Origin of the sequence: Nocardia sp. NPDC127526, from assembly GCF_042672265.1 — a bacterium.
Taxonomy (GTDB): Bacteria; Actinomycetota; Actinomycetes; order Mycobacteriales; family Mycobacteriaceae; genus Nocardia.
The window spans coordinates 1-17,140 of record NZ_JBHXVO010000039.1 but is presented as its reverse complement, the minus strand read 5'-3'; the positions used below and the strand labels follow the sequence as shown (position 1 = coordinate 17,140).

The window sequence follows — 17,140 nt, the reverse complement described above, 5'->3', positions numbered from 1 at the left end:
GCTCCCGAAACCCCCTCCCCGCGATAATGATTCGATGGGTAACGACGACAAACCGCCGGGAACCGCCACCGCCGCCTTGGCTTCCGCGCTGGCCAACCTGGAGCGGAGCCAGCGCCGCTTCCCCGAGGGCCGCCGCCGCATCTTCCTCGCCGCCATCGACGCCTTCGCCGAACGCGGCTTCCACGCCACCACCACCCGTGACATCGCCGCCCGCGCCGGCCTCTCCCCCGCCGGGCTGTATGTGCACTTCGGCTCCAAAGAGGAAGTCCTGCACCGCATCTCCCTGTCATCGGTGCGCCTCACCCAGCAGGTCGCCCAGGCCGCCGCGGCCACCTCCGGCTCCGCGGCGCACCGGCTGGCCACCACCGTGGCCAATCTCGCCGCCTGGCACGCGGAGCACAATGCCGCGGTCCGCGTGGTCCTGCACCACCTCACCGACCTCACCCCCGACCACCGCACCGAGGTGCTCGCGGTGCAGGACGCCATCCACGCCATCCTGCGCGATCTGGTCGCCACCGGCGCCGACCAGGACGAATTCGCCCTGGCCCCAGCCGATCCCACCACCACCGCCATCGCCCTGTACTCCCTGTGCGTGGACACCGCCCGCTGGTACCACCCCGCCCACCACCGCACCCCCGAGCGGATCGGCGCCGACTACGCCGCCGTCGCCCTGCGCATAGTCGGCGCCGTCTGATCCGAAACGACGCCGACCGGGCACTGGTGGCGGGGTTCGACGGCGTGTCGCCGCCACCTGTTCCCGGTCGATGATGTTTCACACGGGTCGACCACGGTGAAGCGGGTCTGGCCGGGGCGGAAGCGGGTGATGCGCGGAGTGCCGCGGGCCGGGACCCTGCCGTATTCGGCGCGCAGGGCGGCGGTGAACTCGCCGTGCAGCGACTCCACCTCGTCCCGCAGGACCAGGCAGCTGATGTAGGCCTGTTCGGCGGTCAGGTCCTTGGGTGTGGGACCCAAGTGCAGGTCGAACCCGTCGCGGGTGACCACACCGTAGGTGTACGGGCGGGTCTGCTCGACCGTGACGGTGTATCCGAGCGTCTGGTAGAAGCGGAGCGTCTCCGGCAGATTTCCGCCCCACAGGACCGGAATCGACACAGCGGCCATTGGTTGCCTCCTCGTGATTGCCTCGCAATCGACGCTATCCACGCCGGAGCCGCACACGCACACGATTCCTTCCGGGCAGCCGGTGCCGGGGACCGATAGGCTGCGGGCGTGGACAATCCCTTCGGGCCGGTGGGCACCGCCAATTACGTTCTGCTGACCACGTTCAAAAAGGACGGCACCCCGGTCGGCACCGCGGTGTGGGCCGCATTGGACGCCGGCCGCCTCTATGTCTGGACGGTCACCGACAGCTGGAAGGTCAAGCGCATTCGCCGCAATCCGCAGGTGACATTGCAGCCGTGCGATGTGCGGGGCAAGCCGCACGGCGAGGTGGTCAAGGGCAGCGCCACCGTGCTCGACGCGGCCGGCAGCGATCGGGTGCGCGCGCTGGTCAAGAAGCGCTACGGCCTGCAGGGTCTGCTGGTCGTGACCGGCAGTGTGCTGCGCCGGGGCAAGCGGGGCACGGTCGGCATCGAGATCACCCCGGCGTAGCGGGCGCGCCTAGGCGGGCGCATCGGGGACGACGGCAATGCCGACCGAACGATGCGCCCCGCGAAAGAGCTTGTGCGCCTTGATGGCAAGCGTCCCGATCACGCCGTACTTGCGGGCGACCACGCGGCGCACGTGCTCGGTGCCGTCGGCGTCGAGAATGCGCGCGGCGCCGGTGATCACCTCCTCTCCGCGAATGCGGCCGCGGCCGTCGCAGGCTTGCAGCGTCACCGCCGGATTGCGCCGGATGCGTTTGACCTTCCAGGTGCCGGTCATGGTCCAGATGACGATGCGGTCGCCGTCCGGGGCCACCCACACCGGGGTGGTGACGGGTGTGCCGTCCTTCTTGTAGGTGGTCAGGGCTGCGAAAGTGGTCCGAGCCACGTCGTTCCAGGTCATGGGACAACGGTATGGCCGGGGCCGCGGGCCCCACATCCGTCCGCGATCGCGCGGCCGCGTACGTCCGCAGTCGTACGCCCCTCATCGCCGCGCCATCGTCGGAAACGGCCGCCGGACTCTTGCTGCTGGTCCGGCGGCCGATCATTGGGGTCGCGACGCCGGATGCGTCGCGGCCGGATCGAATACCGCTGCGCCGATTACCTGTTCTCGGCCGCGATGATGCCGCCGATGACCGCACCGATGATGCAGCCCGGAATCGCGCCGACCAGGAAGAAGATCAGCCCGATCAGTGCGCCGACCACACACCCGATGGCAATGCCGGCAATGATCTGGCCGGCCGAGGCAATATCCTTCAGCACCACCGCATCCGGCGAGGTCGCCGCGGGGGCGGTGGCCGGCCGGTCGATGGTCAGCGTGGTTCCGGCGGCGTCGACGCGCGGATCCAGCCGCACTTCGCCGAGAACCATGGGGATGGAGGCGATCACGGCGCCGCCGGGTGCGGCGACTTCGACCGCGTCCGGGGTGATGCGGAAGGTGCCGTTGTCGAGCGTGGTGGTGACGCTGTTGTAGTCGGGCGCCCACCCGGCTGTATAGGTGACGCCTTGATCGATTCCGCGCACGGCATTCGCGGCCTGACCCTGCGCCGTGGCCGTGGTGATGCCGAGCCCGGCGGCCACCAGTAAAGCGGCTATCGCAAACTTCTTGATACCCATGACGATTACCTTCAATCGAACAGCCGATTCACCTGAAAACGAGTAGGCGTATCCGATCGAATTCGTCGAATGGCGACGACTCGATTACGCGGCGAACCGGGGAAAACGGGTTCCAATTTTCTGGCCCAATAACAAGATTGGGCATGCCCGGCGCCTCCCCGAGTATGACGCCGAACCATTCTTATGATCCTCTTAAGTACGCGCGCAGGGAAGCCCCCTGTACCAGGGTTGTCCGCTCTTGTCCTGATCAAGAGCAGCGGCGCTGCCCCGCGCGCATGCCTCGAACCCGCCTCGAATGAGGAATTCCGTTATTCCAGTTCGCCTTCGGTCTCCAGGTAGACCTGCCGCAACCGCTCCAGGGTGTCGGCCTCGGGCTGCTCCCACAGTTTCCGCTCGGCCGCTTCCAGCAAACGCTCCGCAATGCCGTGCAGCGCCCAGGGATTGGACTGCTCCATGAACTTGCGATTGATCTCGTCGAAAACGTAGCTGTCGGCCAGCTTCTCGTACATCCAGTCGGCGACCACATTGGTGGTGGCGTCGTATCCGAAGAGATAATCCACGGTGGCGGCCATTTCGAACGCGCCCTTGTAACCGTGCCGGCGCATGGCCTCGAGCCAGCGCGGGTTGACCACGCGGGCGCGGAAGACGCGGGTGGTCTCCTCCGACAGCGTGCGGGTGCGCACCGCGTCCGGGCGCGTGCTGTCGCCGATGTAGGCCTCGGGGTTCTTACCCGTCAACGCGCGCACGGCGGCGACCATGCCGCCGTGGTACTGGAAGTAGTCGTCGGAGTCGGCGATATCGTGCTCGCGGGTGTCGGTGTTCTTGGCCGCCACCGCGATTCGCTTGTACGCGGTGCGCATGTCGTCGGCGGCGGGCGCGCCGTCGAGATCGCGGCCGTAGGCGTAGCCGCCCCAGGTGGTGTACACCTGCGCGAGATCATCGTCGGTGCGCCAGCTCTTGGAATCGATCAACTGCAGCAGGCCCGCGCCGTAGGTGCCCGGCTTGGAGCCGAAAATACGTGTGGTGGCGCGACGTTCGTCACCGTGCTCGGCGAGATCGGCCTGGGCGTGCGCGCGCACGTAATTGGATTCAGCCGGCTCGTCGAGCTCGGCGACCAGGCGCACCGCGTCATCGAGCAGGGCGAGCACGTGCGGGAAGGCGTCACGGAAGAAGCCCGAAATTCGCACGGTCACATCGATGCGCGGCCGCCCGAGCTCTTCCAGTTCGATCGCTTCCAGCTTGGTGACGCGGCGGCTCGCCTCGTCCCACACCGGGCGCACACCCAGCAGCGCGAAGACTTCGGCGATATCGTCGCCGGAGGTGCGCATGGCGGAGGTGCCCCACACCGACAATCCCACCGAGCGCGGGTATTCCCCATGATCGGCGCGATACCGCTCGAGCAGCGAATCCGCCATGGCCTGACCGGTTTCCCACGCCAGCCGCGACGGCACCGCCTTCGGATCCACCGAGTAGAAGTTGCGGCCGGTTGGCAGCACATTGATCAGCCCGCGCAGCGGCGACCCACTCGGCCCGGCCGGAATGAATCCGCCATTGAGCGCGTGCAGGATTCGCGCGATCTCCACGCCGGTCTGCCGCAGCCGCGGCACCACCTCGGTCGCCGCGAACCCCAGCACCTGCCGCACCGCGGCCAGCCGCTCCCGCCCGGAGAAGTCCGACTCACTCTCTGGGACAACGGGTTCCGCTGCCATCGCAGCCGACTCTCCGGCCGCATCCGCTGCCGACGCGTCGGCTGCATCACCAGCCACGGCACCGGCAGCGGGACCGCTCTCGGCGCCGGCCCGCATCGCCGCACCGGGCGTGTAGACAGAAGGCCCGCCCGTCATCCCGGCATGCTCTTGGCCGGGATCTCCCACAACGGGGTGGATTCCGGCCGAAAGCGCGCCCGAATGACGAGGAGGATTTCCGCCGGGGCGTTCATTGGCGGCGCCGACCAGGGCCTCGGTGATCGCGTCGATCGAATCGACGTCCCAGTCGACTTCCTGCATGGCCGAGACCAATTCGCGGGCGCGGGCTTCGAATTCGTCGACGCGGCCGCGGGATTCGTCGCCGGATTCGCTCAGGCCGAGGGCTTCGCGCAGGCCGGGGACATTGGTTTCGCCGCCCCAGAGCTGACGGGCGCGCAGCATGGCCAGGACGAGGTCGACTTCGGCATCGCCGGCCGGGGCCTGGCCGAGAATGTGCAGGCCGTCGCGGATCTGAACGTCCTTGATCTCGCACAGCCAGCCGTCGACATGCAGCAGCATATCGTCGAAGACGTCCTCGTCGGGGCGTTCGGCCAGGCCCAGATCGTGGTCCATCTTGGCCGCGCGCATGAGCGTCCAGATCTGCTGGCGGATGGCGGGCAGCTTGGCCGGGTCCAGGGCGGAGATATTGGAGTGCTCGTCGAGCAGCTGCTCCAGACGCGAGATGTCGCCGTAGGTTTCGGCGCGCGCCATGGGCGGGATGAGGTGGTCGACCAGGGTGGCGTGGGCGCGGCGCTTGGCCTGGGTGCCCTCGCCCGGATCGTTCACCAGGAACGGGTAGATCAGCGGCAGATCGCCGAGCGCGGCGTCGGTGCCGCAGGAGGCGGACATGCCGAGGGTCTTGCCGGGCAGCCATTCCAGATTGCCGTGCTTGCCGAGGTGCACCATGGCGTCGGCGGCGAAACCCTCGGGGGCGGCCAGCCAGCGGTAGGCGGCCAGATAGTGGTGCGAGGGTGGCAGATCCGGGTCGTGGTAGATGGCGACCGGGTTCTCGCCGAAACCGCGCGGCGGCTGCACGATGAGCACCACATTGCCGAAACGCAGGGCGGCGATGACGATTTCACCCTTGGGGTCCTGGGAGCGATCGACATACATTTCGCCGGGCGGCGGGCCCCAGGCTTCGACGACAGCCTCGCGGAGGTCCTCGGGCAGGGTGTCGAACCAGGCGGAGTACTGGTCGGCGCCGATGCGGATCGGGTTGCCTTCCAGCTGTTCGGCGGTCAGCCAGTCCGGATCCTGGCCGCCGGCGGCGATGAGCGCGTGGATGAGCGCGTCGCCGTCACCCTGCTCCAGGCCCGGGATCTCGCCTTCCGTGCCGAGATCGTAACCGGCGGCACGCATTTCGGTCAGCAGCTTGATGGCGCTGGCCGGGGTGTCGAGGCCGACGGCATTGCCGATGCGGGCGTGCTTGGTCGGGTAGGCCGACAGCACGATGGCAATGCGCTTGTCGGCGGCGGGAATATGGCGCAGCTTGGCATAGCGGACCGCGATACCGGCCACGCGAGACGCACGCTCGGGATCGGGGACGTAGGTGGACAGGCCGTCGGCGTCGAATTCCTTGAACGAGAACGGGACCGTGATGATGCGGCCGTCGAACTCCGGGACCGCGACCTGGGTGGCGACATCGAGCGGGGACAGCCCGTCGTCATTGGCTTCCCACTGGGCGCGGCCGCTGGTGAGGCAGAGGCCTTGCAGGATGGGCACATCCAGGTCGGCGAGCGCGCCCACATCCCAGGCTTCGTCGTCGCCGCCCGCCGAGGCGGTGGCGGGCTTGGTGCCGCCCGCGGCGAGCACGGTCACGACGAGGGCGTCGGCTTCGCGCAGCGTGGCGAGGAGTTCGGGTTCGGCGGTGCGCAGAGAGGCGCAGTAGAGGGGAAGCGCGCGGGCGCCCTTGTCCTCGATGGCGGTGCACAGGGCGTCGATGTAGCCGGTGTTTCCGGCCAGGTGCTGGGCTCGGTAGTAGACGACGGCGACCGTGGGCGCATTCTCGGCAATCGGGCGGGACGTGCGGTCCAGCTGGCCCCAGCCGGGCATCTCCACGGGCGGTTCGAAACCGTGGCCGGTGAGCAGGACGGTGTCGGACAGGAAGTTGTGCAGCTGTCGCAGGTTCACCGGGCCGCCGGCGGCCAGATAGTTGTGGGCGTCCGCCGCCACACCGCCGGGGACGGTGGAGGACTCCATGAGCTCGGCGTCGGGGGCGATCTCACCGCCCAGCGCGACCAGGGGAATACCGCTGGCGCGCACGGTCTCCAGGCCTTCCTCCCAGGCGCGTTTGCCGCCGAGAATGCGCACGATCACCAGGTCCGCGCCCTCGAGCAGGGCGGGCAGATCCTCGGTCAGGATGCGGGCCGGATTGGCGAGCCGGTAATCGGCGCCGCTGGCCCGGGCGCTCAGCAGGTCGGTGTCGGAGGTGGACAGCAGGAGAATCACAGGGGGTCAGGCCTTCCTCGGGTTACGCGCCCAGCACGGTTCGGCGCTCATCGGGAAGGTCTGACTGTCACAGTGGCGCGACCGCACCGGAATTGCACCGGCTTCTTCCGTTCGATGAGCTGTTGGATGCTATCGCGTGCGGGTCACAGTGCCGCAAAGCCTGGTTCGCGGGGGTGTTCGGAGAGGAGGGCGGGGCGTACGCTCCGGGTATGCCGAACACCCCGAGCTGGGTCAGGCGGAACAGGTTTGCCGCCTGGTCAGGATACTTTTGCATACTGGTTGCTTTCGCAACGCTGGCAATGGCCCTGACGGCCGCCGGCTCCGGTCACACGCAGTACGCGATGCTCGCCGGGATCATCTGTGCCGCGACCGTGCTCTTCGGAGTGACGGTTCTCAGCACCACCATCCATCGCGACAATATGGAACATCACAACGTTCCCAGCTTGCTCAACGACAGCTGGGAGCAGTCACCGGCGTTCGCCCGGCGGCGCGGGGCGCCGCAGGCCATAGAGCCCCACCGCGCCGGATAGGGATCGGCTCTCGGCGGGTGTCCGCGCATGGCGGGGACACCCGCCGAGTGACGTCTACGGCCGCTCGGATTCGGCCGGTCGTAGGGTGGGGTGGTCATGAGTCGATTCGAAGCTGATTCCTGTCCGGGTGTGCTGCGGCTGCACGAAGCTGCCGATGGGCCCCTCGCTCGGATTCGTGTGCCCGGTGGGCGGTTGACGCCCGAGCAGTTGCGGGTGCTGGCCGCCGCGGCCGTTGATCTCGGGGACGGCAATATCGAACTGACCTCGCGCGGGAATGTGCAGTTGCGGCAGGTCCGCGATGCGGGGGCGCTGGAGGAGCAGCTGACGGGGGCGGGGCTGCTGCCCAGCGCGTCACATGAGCGGGTGCGGAACATCATCGCGTCGCCGCTGTCCGGGCGGGTCGGAGGGTGGACCGATGTACACGGGCTGGTGAATGCGCTCGATGAAGGGCTGCGGGCGGATTCGCGGTTGGCGGAGTTGCCGGGGCGGGTGCTGTTCACCCTCGACGACGGGCGCGGGGATGTGAGCGGGCTCGGCGGGGATATCGGCGTGCACGCGGTGGATGAGAACACCTACGCGCTGTTGCTCGCGGGAGGTGATTCCGGGGTACGGGTGCCGCCCGGGCAGGCGGTCGATCTCATGCTCGCGGCCGCGCACGGGTTCCTCGAGCTGCGGGACGGGCAGTGGCGGCTGCACGAGATCCCGGAGGGGGCCGGTCGGCTCACCGAGCATCTGCTGAACACGCGGCCCGATCTGAGCACGTCCACTGAGCGCGTGGAAGTGATTGCCCGGCAAGAGATTCCGATCGGCTGGCTGACTCAGGCCGATGACAAGGTGACGCTCGGCGCGGGTGTGCGGCTGGGGTCGCTTCCGGCGCGCACGGCCGAGTTCATCGCCGCCGTCGAGCGTCCGGTGTTCGTGACCCCTTGGCGCAGCGTGGTCATCACCGATATGGACGAGTGGACCGCCGAACAGGTCGTGCGCGTGCTCGCGCCAATGGGTTTGATCTTCGATGCGAACTCCCCCTGGCTACAGGTCAGCGCCTGCGCGGGCATGCCGGGCTGCGCGAAATCGCTGACCGATGTGCGCGCCGATGTCGCCGACGCCGTGGAATCCGGCCGCGTCGTCCTCGACGGAGCGGCGAACGCCCCACGCGCGGGTCTCGACGCGGGAGAGGTCGTTGCCTCGGGCCGCCAACACTGGTCCGGGTGCGCGCGCCGCTGCGGTCGGCCGCGCGGCGCGGTCACCGATATCACCGCCACCGCGGACGGCTACCGCATCACCCCGGCCGACTGAGGAGACGCACCCGGGCCGGTTTCGGGTGGAGTCGCGGCCGCTCAGGCCGCCGAGGAGTCGAGTACGGTTCCGGCGCGGTGCAATTCGAGGGTGCAGCATTTGACGCTGCCGCCGGCGCGCAGGAGTTCGGACAGGTCGATGCCGATGGGGTTGTAGCCGCGGGCGCGGAGTTGGTCGGGCAGGGTGGTGGCGCGGTCGCTGAGGAAGACGTTGTAGCCGTCGCAGACGCCGTTGAGGCCGAGGACCTCGGCGTCGGCTTCGGTGGCGATGATGGCGTCGGGGTACATGCGCGCCAGCAGGCGGGCGCTTTCGCCGCTGAAGGCGGCCGGGTAGTAGGCGATGGTGCCGTCGAGGACCATGACGGCGGTGTCGAGGTGGTAGAAGCGGGGGTCGATGAGGTCGAGGGAGATGACGGGGAGGCCGAAGAACTCCGCGACCTCCTCGTGGGCGGTGCGGGAGGTGCGGAAGCCGGTGCCGGCGAGGATGTGGTCGCGGGTGACGGCGAAATCGCCTTCGCCCTCATTGGTTTCGCTGGCGGCGGTCAGCTGGTAGCGGCCGCGGGCGGACATCCAGTCGTGGTAGGCGGGGCCTTCGGCGGTGCGCTCCGGATTGGCGAAGCGGGCGGAGATGGCGCGGTCGCCGATGACCAGGCCGCCATTGGCGGCGAAGACCATATCCGGCAGGCCGGGTACGCCGTCGATGACCTCGACCCGATGGCCGTGGCGTTCATAGGTGGCGCGCAGGGTCTCCCATTGGGCGAGGGCGAGCGCGCGGTCGACGGGGGTGGAGGCGTCCATCCACGGATTGATGACGTAGGTGACGTCGAAATGATCCGGGCGGCACATGAGGTACTGCCGCGGGGTGGGGCGGCGGGCACCGGTGGGTTCGGGGGTGGGGAGGGCGGTTACGGACGTCAACGGGGACTCCCTGGCAAGTCGGCGCGGACAGGCGTTTCCATGAAGGTAAATGGCGTAGCGTTGCGCTCGAAATAGTGATTCGTTGCGGAGATCTTGATGTTTGCGGCGAATCGTTGCGTGATGGTGAAAGGATTGGTGTGGACGACCTCGATCGGCGAATTCTCGGCCACCTGCTCGAGCACGCGCGGGCCTCGTTCCAGGAGATCGGCGCGGCGATCGGGCTGTCGGCGCCGGCGGTGAAGCGGCGCGTGGACAAGATGGTGGCGGGCGGGCAGATCACCGGCTTCACGGCGGTGGTGAATCCGGCCGCGCTGGGCTGGCGCACCGAGGCGTATGTGGAAGTCTTCTACCGCGACAACATCTCTCCGGCCGAACTGCGCCGCAGCCTGGAACCCATTCCGCAGGTGGTGGGCGTGTGGACCATTGCCGGCGAGGCCGATGCGCTGGTCCATGTCATGGCCACCGATATGGCCGAGATCGAATCCACCGTCGAGCGCATTCGCGAGAACGCCCGCGTGGGCCGCACCCGCAGCAGCATCGTCATGTCGCGGCTGCTCGAGCGCCCGCGCACCTGAGGGCGGGCCCGGACGGCGGACCACCCCTTGTGTGAGGGTGTGAGCGGGGCGACTTAGGGTGGGACGCATGTCCGACGTGCGTACCAGCTACCTGACCGACGGGGCCGAGATCTATCGGCGATCGTTCGCCACGATCCGTGCCGAAGCGGATCTCGGGCGATTCCCGGCGGACGTGTCGCAGGTCGTGGTGCGGATGATCCATGCCTGCGGGCAGGTGGATCTGGCCGGGGACGTGCAGTTCAGCACCGATGTGGTGGCGAAGGCGCGGGCGGCGCTGCGGGCCGGTGCGCCGATTCTGTGCGACGCCAAGATGGTCGCCTCGGGCGTGACGCGCAAGCGGCTGCCCGCCGACAACGAGGTGCTGTGCCTGCTCGACGATCCGCGCGTGCCGGATCTCGCGGCAGCGATGAACAACACCAGATCGGCTGCGGCCCTGGAGCTTTGGCGCGACCGCCTCGATGGCGCGGTGGTGGCCGTCGGGAATGCGCCGACCGCGCTGTTCCACCTGCTCGACATGCTCGACGCCGGTGCCCCGCGCCCCGCGGCGGTGCTGGGCATTCCGGTCGGGTTCATCGGGGCCGCGGAATCCAAGCAGGCCCTGGCCGAGTACGGCGGCGTGGAGTTCCTGACCGTCCGCGGCCGGCGTGGCGGCAGTGCCGTCACCGCGGCCGCCCTCAATGCGATTGCGAGCGAGGCGGAATGAGCGCGTCAGGCCCGGAGGCGGCAGTGCAGCTCAACTACGGACGGCCCGAGCTCATTCCCGGGGGACACGGCACGAGCGGCAAGCTCTGGGGTGTCGGACTCGGCCCCGGTGATCCGGAACTGGTGACGGTCAAGGCGGCGCGGGTCATCGGCGCGGCCGATGTGATCGCCTTCCACAGCGCGCGCCACGGCCGCAGCATCTCCCGGGCAATCGCCGCGCCGTACATGCGCGAGGGCCAGCTCGAAGAGCACCTCGTCTACCCGGTCACCACCGAGACCACCGACCACCCCGGCGGCTATCAGGGCGCCATCGACGAGTTCTACGAACGCGCCGCCGCCCTGTTGGCCGGCCACCTCGCCGCCGGCCGCTCCGTCGCCCTCCTGGCAGCCGGCGACCCGCTGTTCTACAGCTCCTTCATGCACATGCACCGCCGCCTGGCCGACCGCTTCGACACCGAGATCATCCCCGGCGTCACCTCGGTCAGCGCCGCCTCCGCGGCCCTCGGCACCCCCTTGGTCGAAGGCGAACAGGTCCTCACCATCCTCCCCGGCACCATGCCCACCGAGGAGCTCACCCGCCGCCTCCGCGAAACCGACGCCGCCGCCATCATGAAACTCGGCCGCACCTACCCCGGTGTCCGCCAGGCCCTCTCCGACTCCGGCCGCCTCGCCGACGCCTACTACGTCGAACGCGCCAGCAGCACCCGCCAGCGGGTCCTGCGCGCCGCCGACGTCGACGACGCCGACGTGCCGTACTTCGCGATCACCGTGGTCCCCGGCCCCGCCCCGGCCACCCGAATCCCGTTGACGGACACCGCCTCCGATTCGAACGATCCGGCGGCGCGCCCGGCGACGAACCACACCACGGCAGTTGCGGATCCGGCGCAGGACAATTCGCGGGGCGAGGTTGTGGTGGTCGGGCTGGGACCGGGCGATGAAGGGTGGACCACGCCCGAGGTGGCGGCCGCATTGGCCGAAGCCACCGATATCGTCGGCTACACGACGTATGTGAATCGCGTGCCCGTCCGACCGGGGCAGCGTCGGCATGCCAGCGACAACCGGGTCGAATCCGAGCGCGCCGGAATGGCTTTGGACATGGCCAAGGCGGGAGCCCGGGTCGTCGTGGTGTCCTCCGGGGATCCGGGAGTGTTCGCCATGGCGGCTGCCGTGGTCGAGGAGTCGGCGGATCCGCAGTGGCGGGATGTGCCGGTGCGGGTGCTGCCGGGGGTTACCGCCGCGAGTGCGGTGGCCAGCCGGATGGGTGCGCCGCTGGGGCACGACTTCGCCATGATTTCGCTGTCGGATCGGCTCAAGCCGTGGGAGGTTGTGGCGCAGCGGATTTCGGCCGTGGCCTCGGCGGATATGGCGTTCGCCGTGTACAACCCGGCCTCGTCGCAGCGCCGGTGGCAGGTCGCGGCCATGCGGGATCTGGTGCTCGAGCATCGCAAGCCGGAGACGCCGGTGGTGATCGGGCGGGATGTGGGCGGGCCCGCCGAGACCGTGCGGGTGGTGGCGCTGGCGGAGCTGGATCCGGCCGAGGTGGATATGCGCACGCTGCTGATCGTGGGGGCGTCGACGACCACCGTCTTCGACGCGGCCGGCGGACCCCGGGTGTTCACCTCGCGTCGATACGGGGACTAATATTCCATAGTGGAATATAGGCGGAAGGGAGTGCAGTGGCAGACAGTTCGACTCGGCGCCCGCTCAATTCGACGGCCGCTTCCCTACTCGGCTTCCTGCACCAGGGCGATATGTCCGGATGGGATCTGGTCGCCCTGGCACAGGAGCGCATCGGCGACTTCTGGACCATCACCCAGAGCCAGGTGTACCGGGAACTGGCCACCATGCATCAGCACGGCCTGGTCGAGAAGGGCGAGGCGGGCGCGCGCGACCGCACGCCCTACCGGATCACCGAGGACGGGCGAGACGCGTTCGCGGAGTGGATCGCCCGCGATCCCGGGGCGGAGACCATCCGCGTGCCGCTGCTGCTGACCCTGTCGTTCGGCGAATTCGTCGACCGGCACCGCCTGGACCGGATCATCGCGTCCAATCGGTCCATTCACGAGCAGCGGCTGTCGGGCTACATGTCGGGCCACGACGAGCAACGCATGTCGCCGTTCGAACGCGCCACCCTCGATTTCGGCATCCGCTACGAGCGCGCGGTGCTCGAATGGTTCGACCGGCTGCCCGACCTTCTCGAACGCACCAGCCGCCTGAGCTGATCCGGCGCGCATACAGCCGGGCGGCTCAGGCCCGGCGCGGCCTCGAATCACGGTGGCGGCGCAGCCAATCCCATGCGGCGGCAACGGTTTCCACCGTCACGGCCGCCGGGGGTAGCGCGGGGCGGTCCACCACCACGACCGGCAGCCCGAGTCCGCGCGCGGCGGCGAGCTTGGCTTCGGTCTGCGCGCCACCGCTGTCCTTGGTGACCAGCACGTCGATGCAGTGCTCGGTCATCAACCGGACTTCCTCCGCGATGGTGAACGGCCCGCGCGCCAGCAGCAGCTCGTGCCGCGGCGGCAGCGCGCCTTCGGGTGGATCGATGGCGCGAATGAGGAACCACTGCTGGTCCAGATCGGCGAATGCGCTCACGCCCTGGCGTCCGATGGTCAGGAACACCCGCTCCCCCACCGTGGCCACGGTCTCGGCGGCCCAGGCCAGATTGGGCACCCGGATCCAGTGGTCGCCCTCGGTTTCGGTCCAGGCCGGGCGGCGCACATGCAGCACCGGCAGCCCGAGACTCGCCGCGGCGGCCGCGGCATTGGCGGTGATGCCCTCGGCGAACGGGTGGGTGGCGTCGACAATGACCTCGATACCATTGTCCGCCAGCCATTCCCGCAGGCCGTCCACCCCGCCGAATCCCCCCACGCGCACCTCGCCGACCGGCAGCAGCGGTTCGCGCACGCGTCCGGCGAGCGAGGAGACGATGTCGAATCCTCGCTCGCCGGCTGCGAGGGCGGCCAGTTCCCGGGCTTCCCGGGTGCCGCCCAGAATCAGCGTCTTCAGGGTTGCCCGCTGAAGTAGGCCGAGCCCGAAGCGATCAGCGGCTGACCGCCGGCGATCAGCAGACCGATGATGGCGCCCGGGATTGCGCCGACGCCGAGCACGAAGAACCCGATGATGCCGCCGATGAGCGCACCCAGCGAGGCCCGCTGCAACTCGGCCATGAACCACTCCTGCGAGCTGATGTCCTTGATGGTCGCCGCGGGCGCCGACACCGGGCTCAAGGTCAGCTTGCCGCCATCGTTCTCCACCGCGGCGGCGAGCTCATAGGGCTTGCCCTCCCACTCACCCACCAGCGGCACCTGGAACAGCGTATCCCCGGCAGTGTTCTTCAACGCCACCGTCTTGGTGCCCGCATCGACCCCGAACCGCCCGCCGGTCACCTCGGTAATGATCTGATTGCCGATTTCGGCCATCGTCACTTTATAGTCGACGCCCTGTTCCTGCCCCTGGAATTGCGGCTCGGCAGGTTGCACCTGCTCGATCGGCGCCGGCTCCGCAGGAGCCGCATACCCGGTCCCCGCGGCAATCCCGGTGGCGGCAATCGCCATCAACGCAGTGGCGGCGAACTTCTTGTGCTTCATGAATCTCCCAATATGGCTGGTACGCAACCCGTTAACGATCGAGTTACCGCCCGTCACCATACCGTTGACCTATCGACGTTTCAGTCTGAAGGGCTCCGTCTGCATGTCCCAATTGCGCACTCGCCCCGCGCGAGCACCTGTCCTCCCCACGACATGGGCGCCGGTCGCCCTCATCGTCGCTGTCGTCATCGGACTTGGGGTGGCTGCTCGTCGATCGGCCAGAACCGAGCCGGCGGTCCCGCCGTTCGGGATGGATCAGTAGTCGCAGAGTTTGATCCACTCGAAGGTGCCGTTGTAATCGTCGAGGTCGCTGTAGCGCGAATCGCGGTCACCCCAGTGGTCGGTGTTCTCGAGCAGGAACAACCCGGCGCCGTCCACATAGGGGACGGCTAGGTCGAAATCCGTGGCGCGGTAGATGATCCACTTCCCGTCCCGGGCGCCCAGCACACGCGCCTGCTCGGCAGGTGCGAGGAACCCCATGAAGGTGAAGTCGTGGTCTTCCCAGCTACCCACTGTGCCGTCGAAGGACGGGCTCGCCCACTGCCAGGTATGGGCGTAGAAGTAGCCACGATCCTGGAAAGACCGATCGACCGAACCCGAGCAACTGCCCGATGCGCTCGACGCCCCGATATTCGTGGCCTGCCCGGGCGTCGACGGAGCAGCGCCACCGGCACCGCCGGTGCCACCGGACGAGCCCGAGCTCGGCGCGCCGACCGGCGATACCGACGGGTTGGACACGGTATCGGCCCCGGCGGGGGTGGCCGAGAGCAATGCGGTACCGGTCAGCAGCGCGCCGAGGGCCAGTCGAGAAAGGCAGTTCTGCATGAATAGTTCCTTTTATCAAGAGTTTTCGACCAGCAACCGCTGATCACTCCGATGATCGGAACCGCCGGCACGGGTGTTTCACACAAGATCATTTTTTATCGATCCCATACGCAGTCAACGGCAACGCCACCGGGCCCGAAGCCCATTTCCGCGGTACGTCGGCGATTGCCTGTGAACTCATCCAGCTGTGGAGGGTGGGAGCGTCCAGGTTGTGCCTGAGGCCCAGAACATTTGACGTGCGGCGATTCTGGCGGGAGTCTGCGCGGGTATCACCAGGACATCCAGTCGAGTGCCGTTCGGGCCGTACAGATACATGACGGCCAATGCGGGGGCGGCTCGTGTGGTCGCGCCTTTGCCGTAGCGATCGGGATTCGCTGCCGCCCAGTCGAATCCGATTCGGATCATGTGTCCCATCAGGGGTATCAGGGCAATGGTCAACTCGTTCAATTCGCTGGCGGGGTCGGCGGTTCTGGGCCACCATGCCCCGTCGACCGGACCACCCGGCTGGTCCGGATCGCGCATGGCAATACGAGCGGATAGCCGCCCCGGGCTCCGCGGCCCGTAGGCGATCGAGAGTGGCGTCATGAAAACGTTCTCCTGTCAATGGTAAGCATGACTGAGCAGCGAAAAGAGTTGAGCAGAGGGGCGATACGGTCGATCTCGCAGAGACGGCGCGCAGAGACCTGTTTCGCACCCCGGGTACTGGTCGATCGGACGGACTTACCCGACGCCGCGGGCACGACCGCAGATCAACACAGCGGCAAACCCGCTCGCTCAGAAAGTGGATAGACGCAGATCGTGGAGCAGCGTCATAACTGACGCTCCCATCCGGCCGTTGATCCGGCCAATCATGCGGCGCTGACACCGCCCGGTCGACAGCATCTGCACAACCACCGCTGCTTACACGCTACACACCCAGCACGGTCGACGGTCCGGCAATGTGAATCCACCCGACCATCTCCCCGAGGCGGGCACGACAGGAAAGGCCGGACCTGGAACTCAGGACTCACCATCGCCTGAACGAACGTGTCGAGCATCCCCGACAGATCTTGGCTTCAGGGGATGCCGTCGGCCAATCGGAGACCGAATACCGTCGACATCGATTGGTGTCGGAGCAGCACAGCGATGGGCCGGCTCCCGAGATGGTCCCGACACCACCTCGGCAGCCGGTCCGGCAGATCGGCCAACGACACAGTGCCACCGTGCCATACGCTCGCGAGCACGCGGGATCGCCTGCGCCACCGCGCGAATCGACGAACGAACTCGGCCGTTCAGGGCCCTCAGCGGGCCAGCCATCCGGCGAAGCGCTTCGTCAGGAAAGGCATGATTCCCCACGTCATGGCCGCGACCGCGATGGGCAGAATGCACGCCAGGCGCAATGGCGTCGGGAGGCTCTCCAGCAGCGGGCCGGTGACGGTGATCAGCACCGTCAGCATCGGATAGAGGCCGAGCAGCGTCAGCAGCCAGGACTTCCACTTCGGCGGGTGTACGGCACCCCCACCAACCGCCACGCCATCCCGCTCCGCCGAATTGTCACCGCTCGCCGACACGACCTGCTCCTTCCTCCGCTTCCGTCCCCCTTCGATCCTCGACAACGAGCCGGGCACGGGTGAAACGCCGCGCACACCGTAGCCGACCAAAACGAACTGACCAGCGCGCCCGCACTCGCCACACCGCACGTCCGGGGAGGCCAGCAGCGATCCCCGAAGCACCGGCAAATCCACCCTCTGGCCGTAATGCCGGTTCTGCCATGTGAAACGACGTCGACCGGGAACTGGTGGCGGCAAAACGCGAGAAG

The 17,140-nt window shown here is 68.3% G+C and carries 18 protein-coding genes; 8 read left to right on the top strand and 10 right to left on the bottom strand.

What is annotated here, in order from left to right:
• The first annotated feature begins 34 nt into the window (after positions 1 to 34).
• Complete coding sequence (locus tag ACFVIV_RS35570; protein ID WP_379204140.1) at positions 35 to 694, top strand: TetR/AcrR family transcriptional regulator; 660 nt, start codon at positions 35 to 37, stop codon at positions 692 to 694.
• Here ACFVIV_RS35570 and ACFVIV_RS35565 read toward each other — a convergent pair.
• Positions 655 to 1,119 carry a hypothetical protein gene (locus tag ACFVIV_RS35565; RefSeq protein WP_379204138.1) on the bottom strand — a complete coding sequence of 155 codons (465 nt, stop codon included), beginning with the start codon at positions 1,117 to 1,119 and terminating at the stop codon, positions 655 to 657. The two genes, ACFVIV_RS35570 and ACFVIV_RS35565, sit on opposite strands and share 40 nt — an antisense overlap.
• A 108-nt stretch (positions 1,120 to 1,227) precedes the next feature.
• Between ACFVIV_RS35565 and ACFVIV_RS35560 the strand changes: the two genes are divergently transcribed.
• Positions 1,228 to 1,608, top strand: coding sequence for a PPOX class F420-dependent oxidoreductase (locus ACFVIV_RS35560; RefSeq protein ID WP_379204136.1), 381 nt, complete (start codon positions 1,228 to 1,230; stop codon positions 1,606 to 1,608).
• Positions 1,609 to 1,617: 9 nt separating this feature from the next.
• Here the strand turns inward: ACFVIV_RS35560 and ACFVIV_RS35555 are convergent, their stop codons facing one another.
• From ACFVIV_RS35555 to ACFVIV_RS35545, 3 genes are all read right to left on the bottom strand, one after another.
• Complete coding sequence (locus ACFVIV_RS35555; protein WP_379204134.1) at positions 1,618 to 2,004, bottom strand: PPOX class F420-dependent oxidoreductase; 387 nt, start codon at positions 2,002 to 2,004, stop codon at positions 1,618 to 1,620.
• A gap of 197 nt (positions 2,005 to 2,201) precedes the next feature.
• Positions 2,202 to 2,717, bottom strand: a complete 516-nt coding sequence (locus tag ACFVIV_RS35550) for a hypothetical protein (RefSeq protein ID WP_379204132.1) — start codon at positions 2,715 to 2,717, stop codon at positions 2,202 to 2,204.
• Between the two features lie 308 nt (positions 2,718 to 3,025).
• Entirely contained in the window at positions 3,026 to 6,910 is a 3,885-nt protein-coding gene (locus ACFVIV_RS35545; protein ID WP_379204130.1) for a cobaltochelatase subunit CobN, read from the bottom strand.
• 209 nt (positions 6,911 to 7,119) lie between these two features.
• Between ACFVIV_RS35545 and ACFVIV_RS35540 the strand changes: the two genes are divergently transcribed.
• Both ACFVIV_RS35540 and cobG read left to right on the top strand, forming a co-directional pair.
• Positions 7,120 to 7,440, top strand: coding sequence for a hypothetical protein (locus ACFVIV_RS35540; RefSeq protein WP_379204128.1), 321 nt, complete (start codon positions 7,120 to 7,122; stop codon positions 7,438 to 7,440).
• A gap of 90 nt (positions 7,441 to 7,530) precedes the next feature.
• Complete coding sequence (gene cobG, locus ACFVIV_RS35535) at positions 7,531 to 8,736, top strand: precorrin-3B synthase (RefSeq protein WP_379204126.1); 1,206 nt, start codon at positions 7,531 to 7,533, stop codon at positions 8,734 to 8,736.
• Between the two features lie 41 nt (positions 8,737 to 8,777).
• On the opposite strand, the gene ddaH is transcribed toward cobG, so the two are convergent.
• On the bottom strand, positions 8,778 to 9,653 hold the full coding sequence (ddaH, locus tag ACFVIV_RS35530; RefSeq protein ID WP_379204124.1) for a dimethylargininase: 876 nt from the start codon (positions 9,651 to 9,653) through the stop codon (positions 8,778 to 8,780).
• A gap of 137 nt (positions 9,654 to 9,790) precedes the next feature.
• On the opposite strand from ddaH, the gene ACFVIV_RS35525 reads away from it, so the two are divergent.
• From ACFVIV_RS35525 to ACFVIV_RS35510, 4 genes are all read left to right on the top strand, one after another.
• Positions 9,791 to 10,228, top strand: coding sequence for an Lrp/AsnC family transcriptional regulator (locus ACFVIV_RS35525; protein ID WP_379204122.1), 438 nt, complete (start codon positions 9,791 to 9,793; stop codon positions 10,226 to 10,228).
• 67 nt (positions 10,229 to 10,295) lie between these two features.
• A complete protein-coding gene (locus ACFVIV_RS35520; RefSeq protein WP_379204120.1) occupies positions 10,296 to 10,931 on the top strand; it encodes a precorrin-8X methylmutase in 636 nt (211 codons plus the stop codon).
• Entirely contained in the window at positions 10,928 to 12,571 is a 1,644-nt protein-coding gene (gene cobJ, locus ACFVIV_RS35515) for a precorrin-3B C(17)-methyltransferase (protein WP_379204118.1), read from the top strand. The genes ACFVIV_RS35520 and cobJ overlap by 4 nt, the downstream gene beginning before the upstream one ends.
• A gap of 35 nt (positions 12,572 to 12,606) precedes the next feature.
• Positions 12,607 to 13,152 carry a PadR family transcriptional regulator gene (locus tag ACFVIV_RS35510; protein WP_379204116.1) on the top strand — a complete coding sequence of 182 codons (546 nt, stop codon included), beginning with the start codon at positions 12,607 to 12,609 and terminating at the stop codon, positions 13,150 to 13,152.
• Between the two features lie 25 nt (positions 13,153 to 13,177).
• Here ACFVIV_RS35510 and ACFVIV_RS35505 read toward each other — a convergent pair whose 3' ends face one another.
• The 5 genes from ACFVIV_RS35505 to ACFVIV_RS35485 all read right to left on the bottom strand — a co-directional run bounded on the left by ACFVIV_RS35505 (position 13,178) and on the right by ACFVIV_RS35485 (position 16,892).
• Positions 13,178 to 13,936 carry a cobalt-precorrin-6A reductase gene (locus ACFVIV_RS35505; RefSeq protein ID WP_379204187.1) on the bottom strand — a complete coding sequence of 253 codons (759 nt, stop codon included), beginning with the start codon at positions 13,934 to 13,936 and terminating at the stop codon, positions 13,178 to 13,180.
• On the bottom strand, positions 13,933 to 14,577 hold the full coding sequence (locus tag ACFVIV_RS35500; RefSeq protein ID WP_379204114.1) for a DUF456 domain-containing protein: 645 nt from the start codon (positions 14,575 to 14,577) through the stop codon (positions 13,933 to 13,935). The genes ACFVIV_RS35505 and ACFVIV_RS35500 overlap by 4 nt, the downstream gene beginning before the upstream one ends.
• Before the next feature lie 195 nt (positions 14,578 to 14,772).
• The gene (locus tag ACFVIV_RS35495) at positions 14,773 to 15,342 is read right to left on the bottom strand and encodes a hypothetical protein (RefSeq protein ID WP_379204112.1); all 570 of its coding nucleotides are present in this window, start codon (positions 15,340 to 15,342) and stop codon (positions 14,773 to 14,775) included.
• Between the two features lie 177 nt (positions 15,343 to 15,519).
• Positions 15,520 to 15,864 carry a DUF5994 family protein gene (locus tag ACFVIV_RS35490; RefSeq protein WP_379204185.1) on the bottom strand — a complete coding sequence of 115 codons (345 nt, stop codon included), beginning with the start codon at positions 15,862 to 15,864 and terminating at the stop codon, positions 15,520 to 15,522.
• A gap of 758 nt (positions 15,865 to 16,622) precedes the next feature.
• Positions 16,623 to 16,892: a hypothetical protein gene (locus ACFVIV_RS35485; RefSeq protein WP_379204110.1), complete on the bottom strand. Its 270-nt coding sequence runs from the start codon at positions 16,890 to 16,892 to the stop codon at positions 16,623 to 16,625.
• Positions 16,893 to 17,140 lie beyond the last annotated feature (248 nt).

Coding starts and splice junctions, on each gene's coding strand:
- ACFVIV_RS35570 (WP_379204140.1), top strand. CDS start 35: ATGGGTAACGACGACAAACCGCCGGGAACCGCCACCGCCGCCTTGGCT.
- ACFVIV_RS35550 (WP_379204132.1), bottom strand. CDS start 2,717: ATGGGTATCAAGAAGTTTGCGATAGCCGCTTTACTGGTGGCCGCCGGG.
- ACFVIV_RS35490 (WP_379204185.1), bottom strand. CDS start 15,864: ATGCGCGATCCGGACCAGCCGGGTGGTCCGGTCGACGGGGCATGGTGG.
- ACFVIV_RS35495 (WP_379204112.1), bottom strand. CDS start 15,342: ATGCAGAACTGCCTTTCTCGACTGGCCCTCGGCGCGCTGCTGACCGGT.
- cobJ (WP_379204118.1), top strand. CDS start 10,928: ATGAGCGCGTCAGGCCCGGAGGCGGCAGTGCAGCTCAACTACGGACGG.
- ACFVIV_RS35555 (WP_379204134.1), bottom strand. CDS start 2,004: ATGACCTGGAACGACGTGGCTCGGACCACTTTCGCAGCCCTGACCACC.
- ACFVIV_RS35565 (WP_379204138.1), bottom strand. CDS start 1,119: ATGGCCGCTGTGTCGATTCCGGTCCTGTGGGGCGGAAATCTGCCGGAG.
- ACFVIV_RS35540 (WP_379204128.1), top strand. CDS start 7,120: ATGCCGAACACCCCGAGCTGGGTCAGGCGGAACAGGTTTGCCGCCTGG.
- ACFVIV_RS35500 (WP_379204114.1), bottom strand. CDS start 14,577: ATGGTGACGGGCGGTAACTCGATCGTTAACGGGTTGCGTACCAGCCAT.
- ACFVIV_RS35520 (WP_379204120.1), top strand. CDS start 10,296: ATGTCCGACGTGCGTACCAGCTACCTGACCGACGGGGCCGAGATCTAT.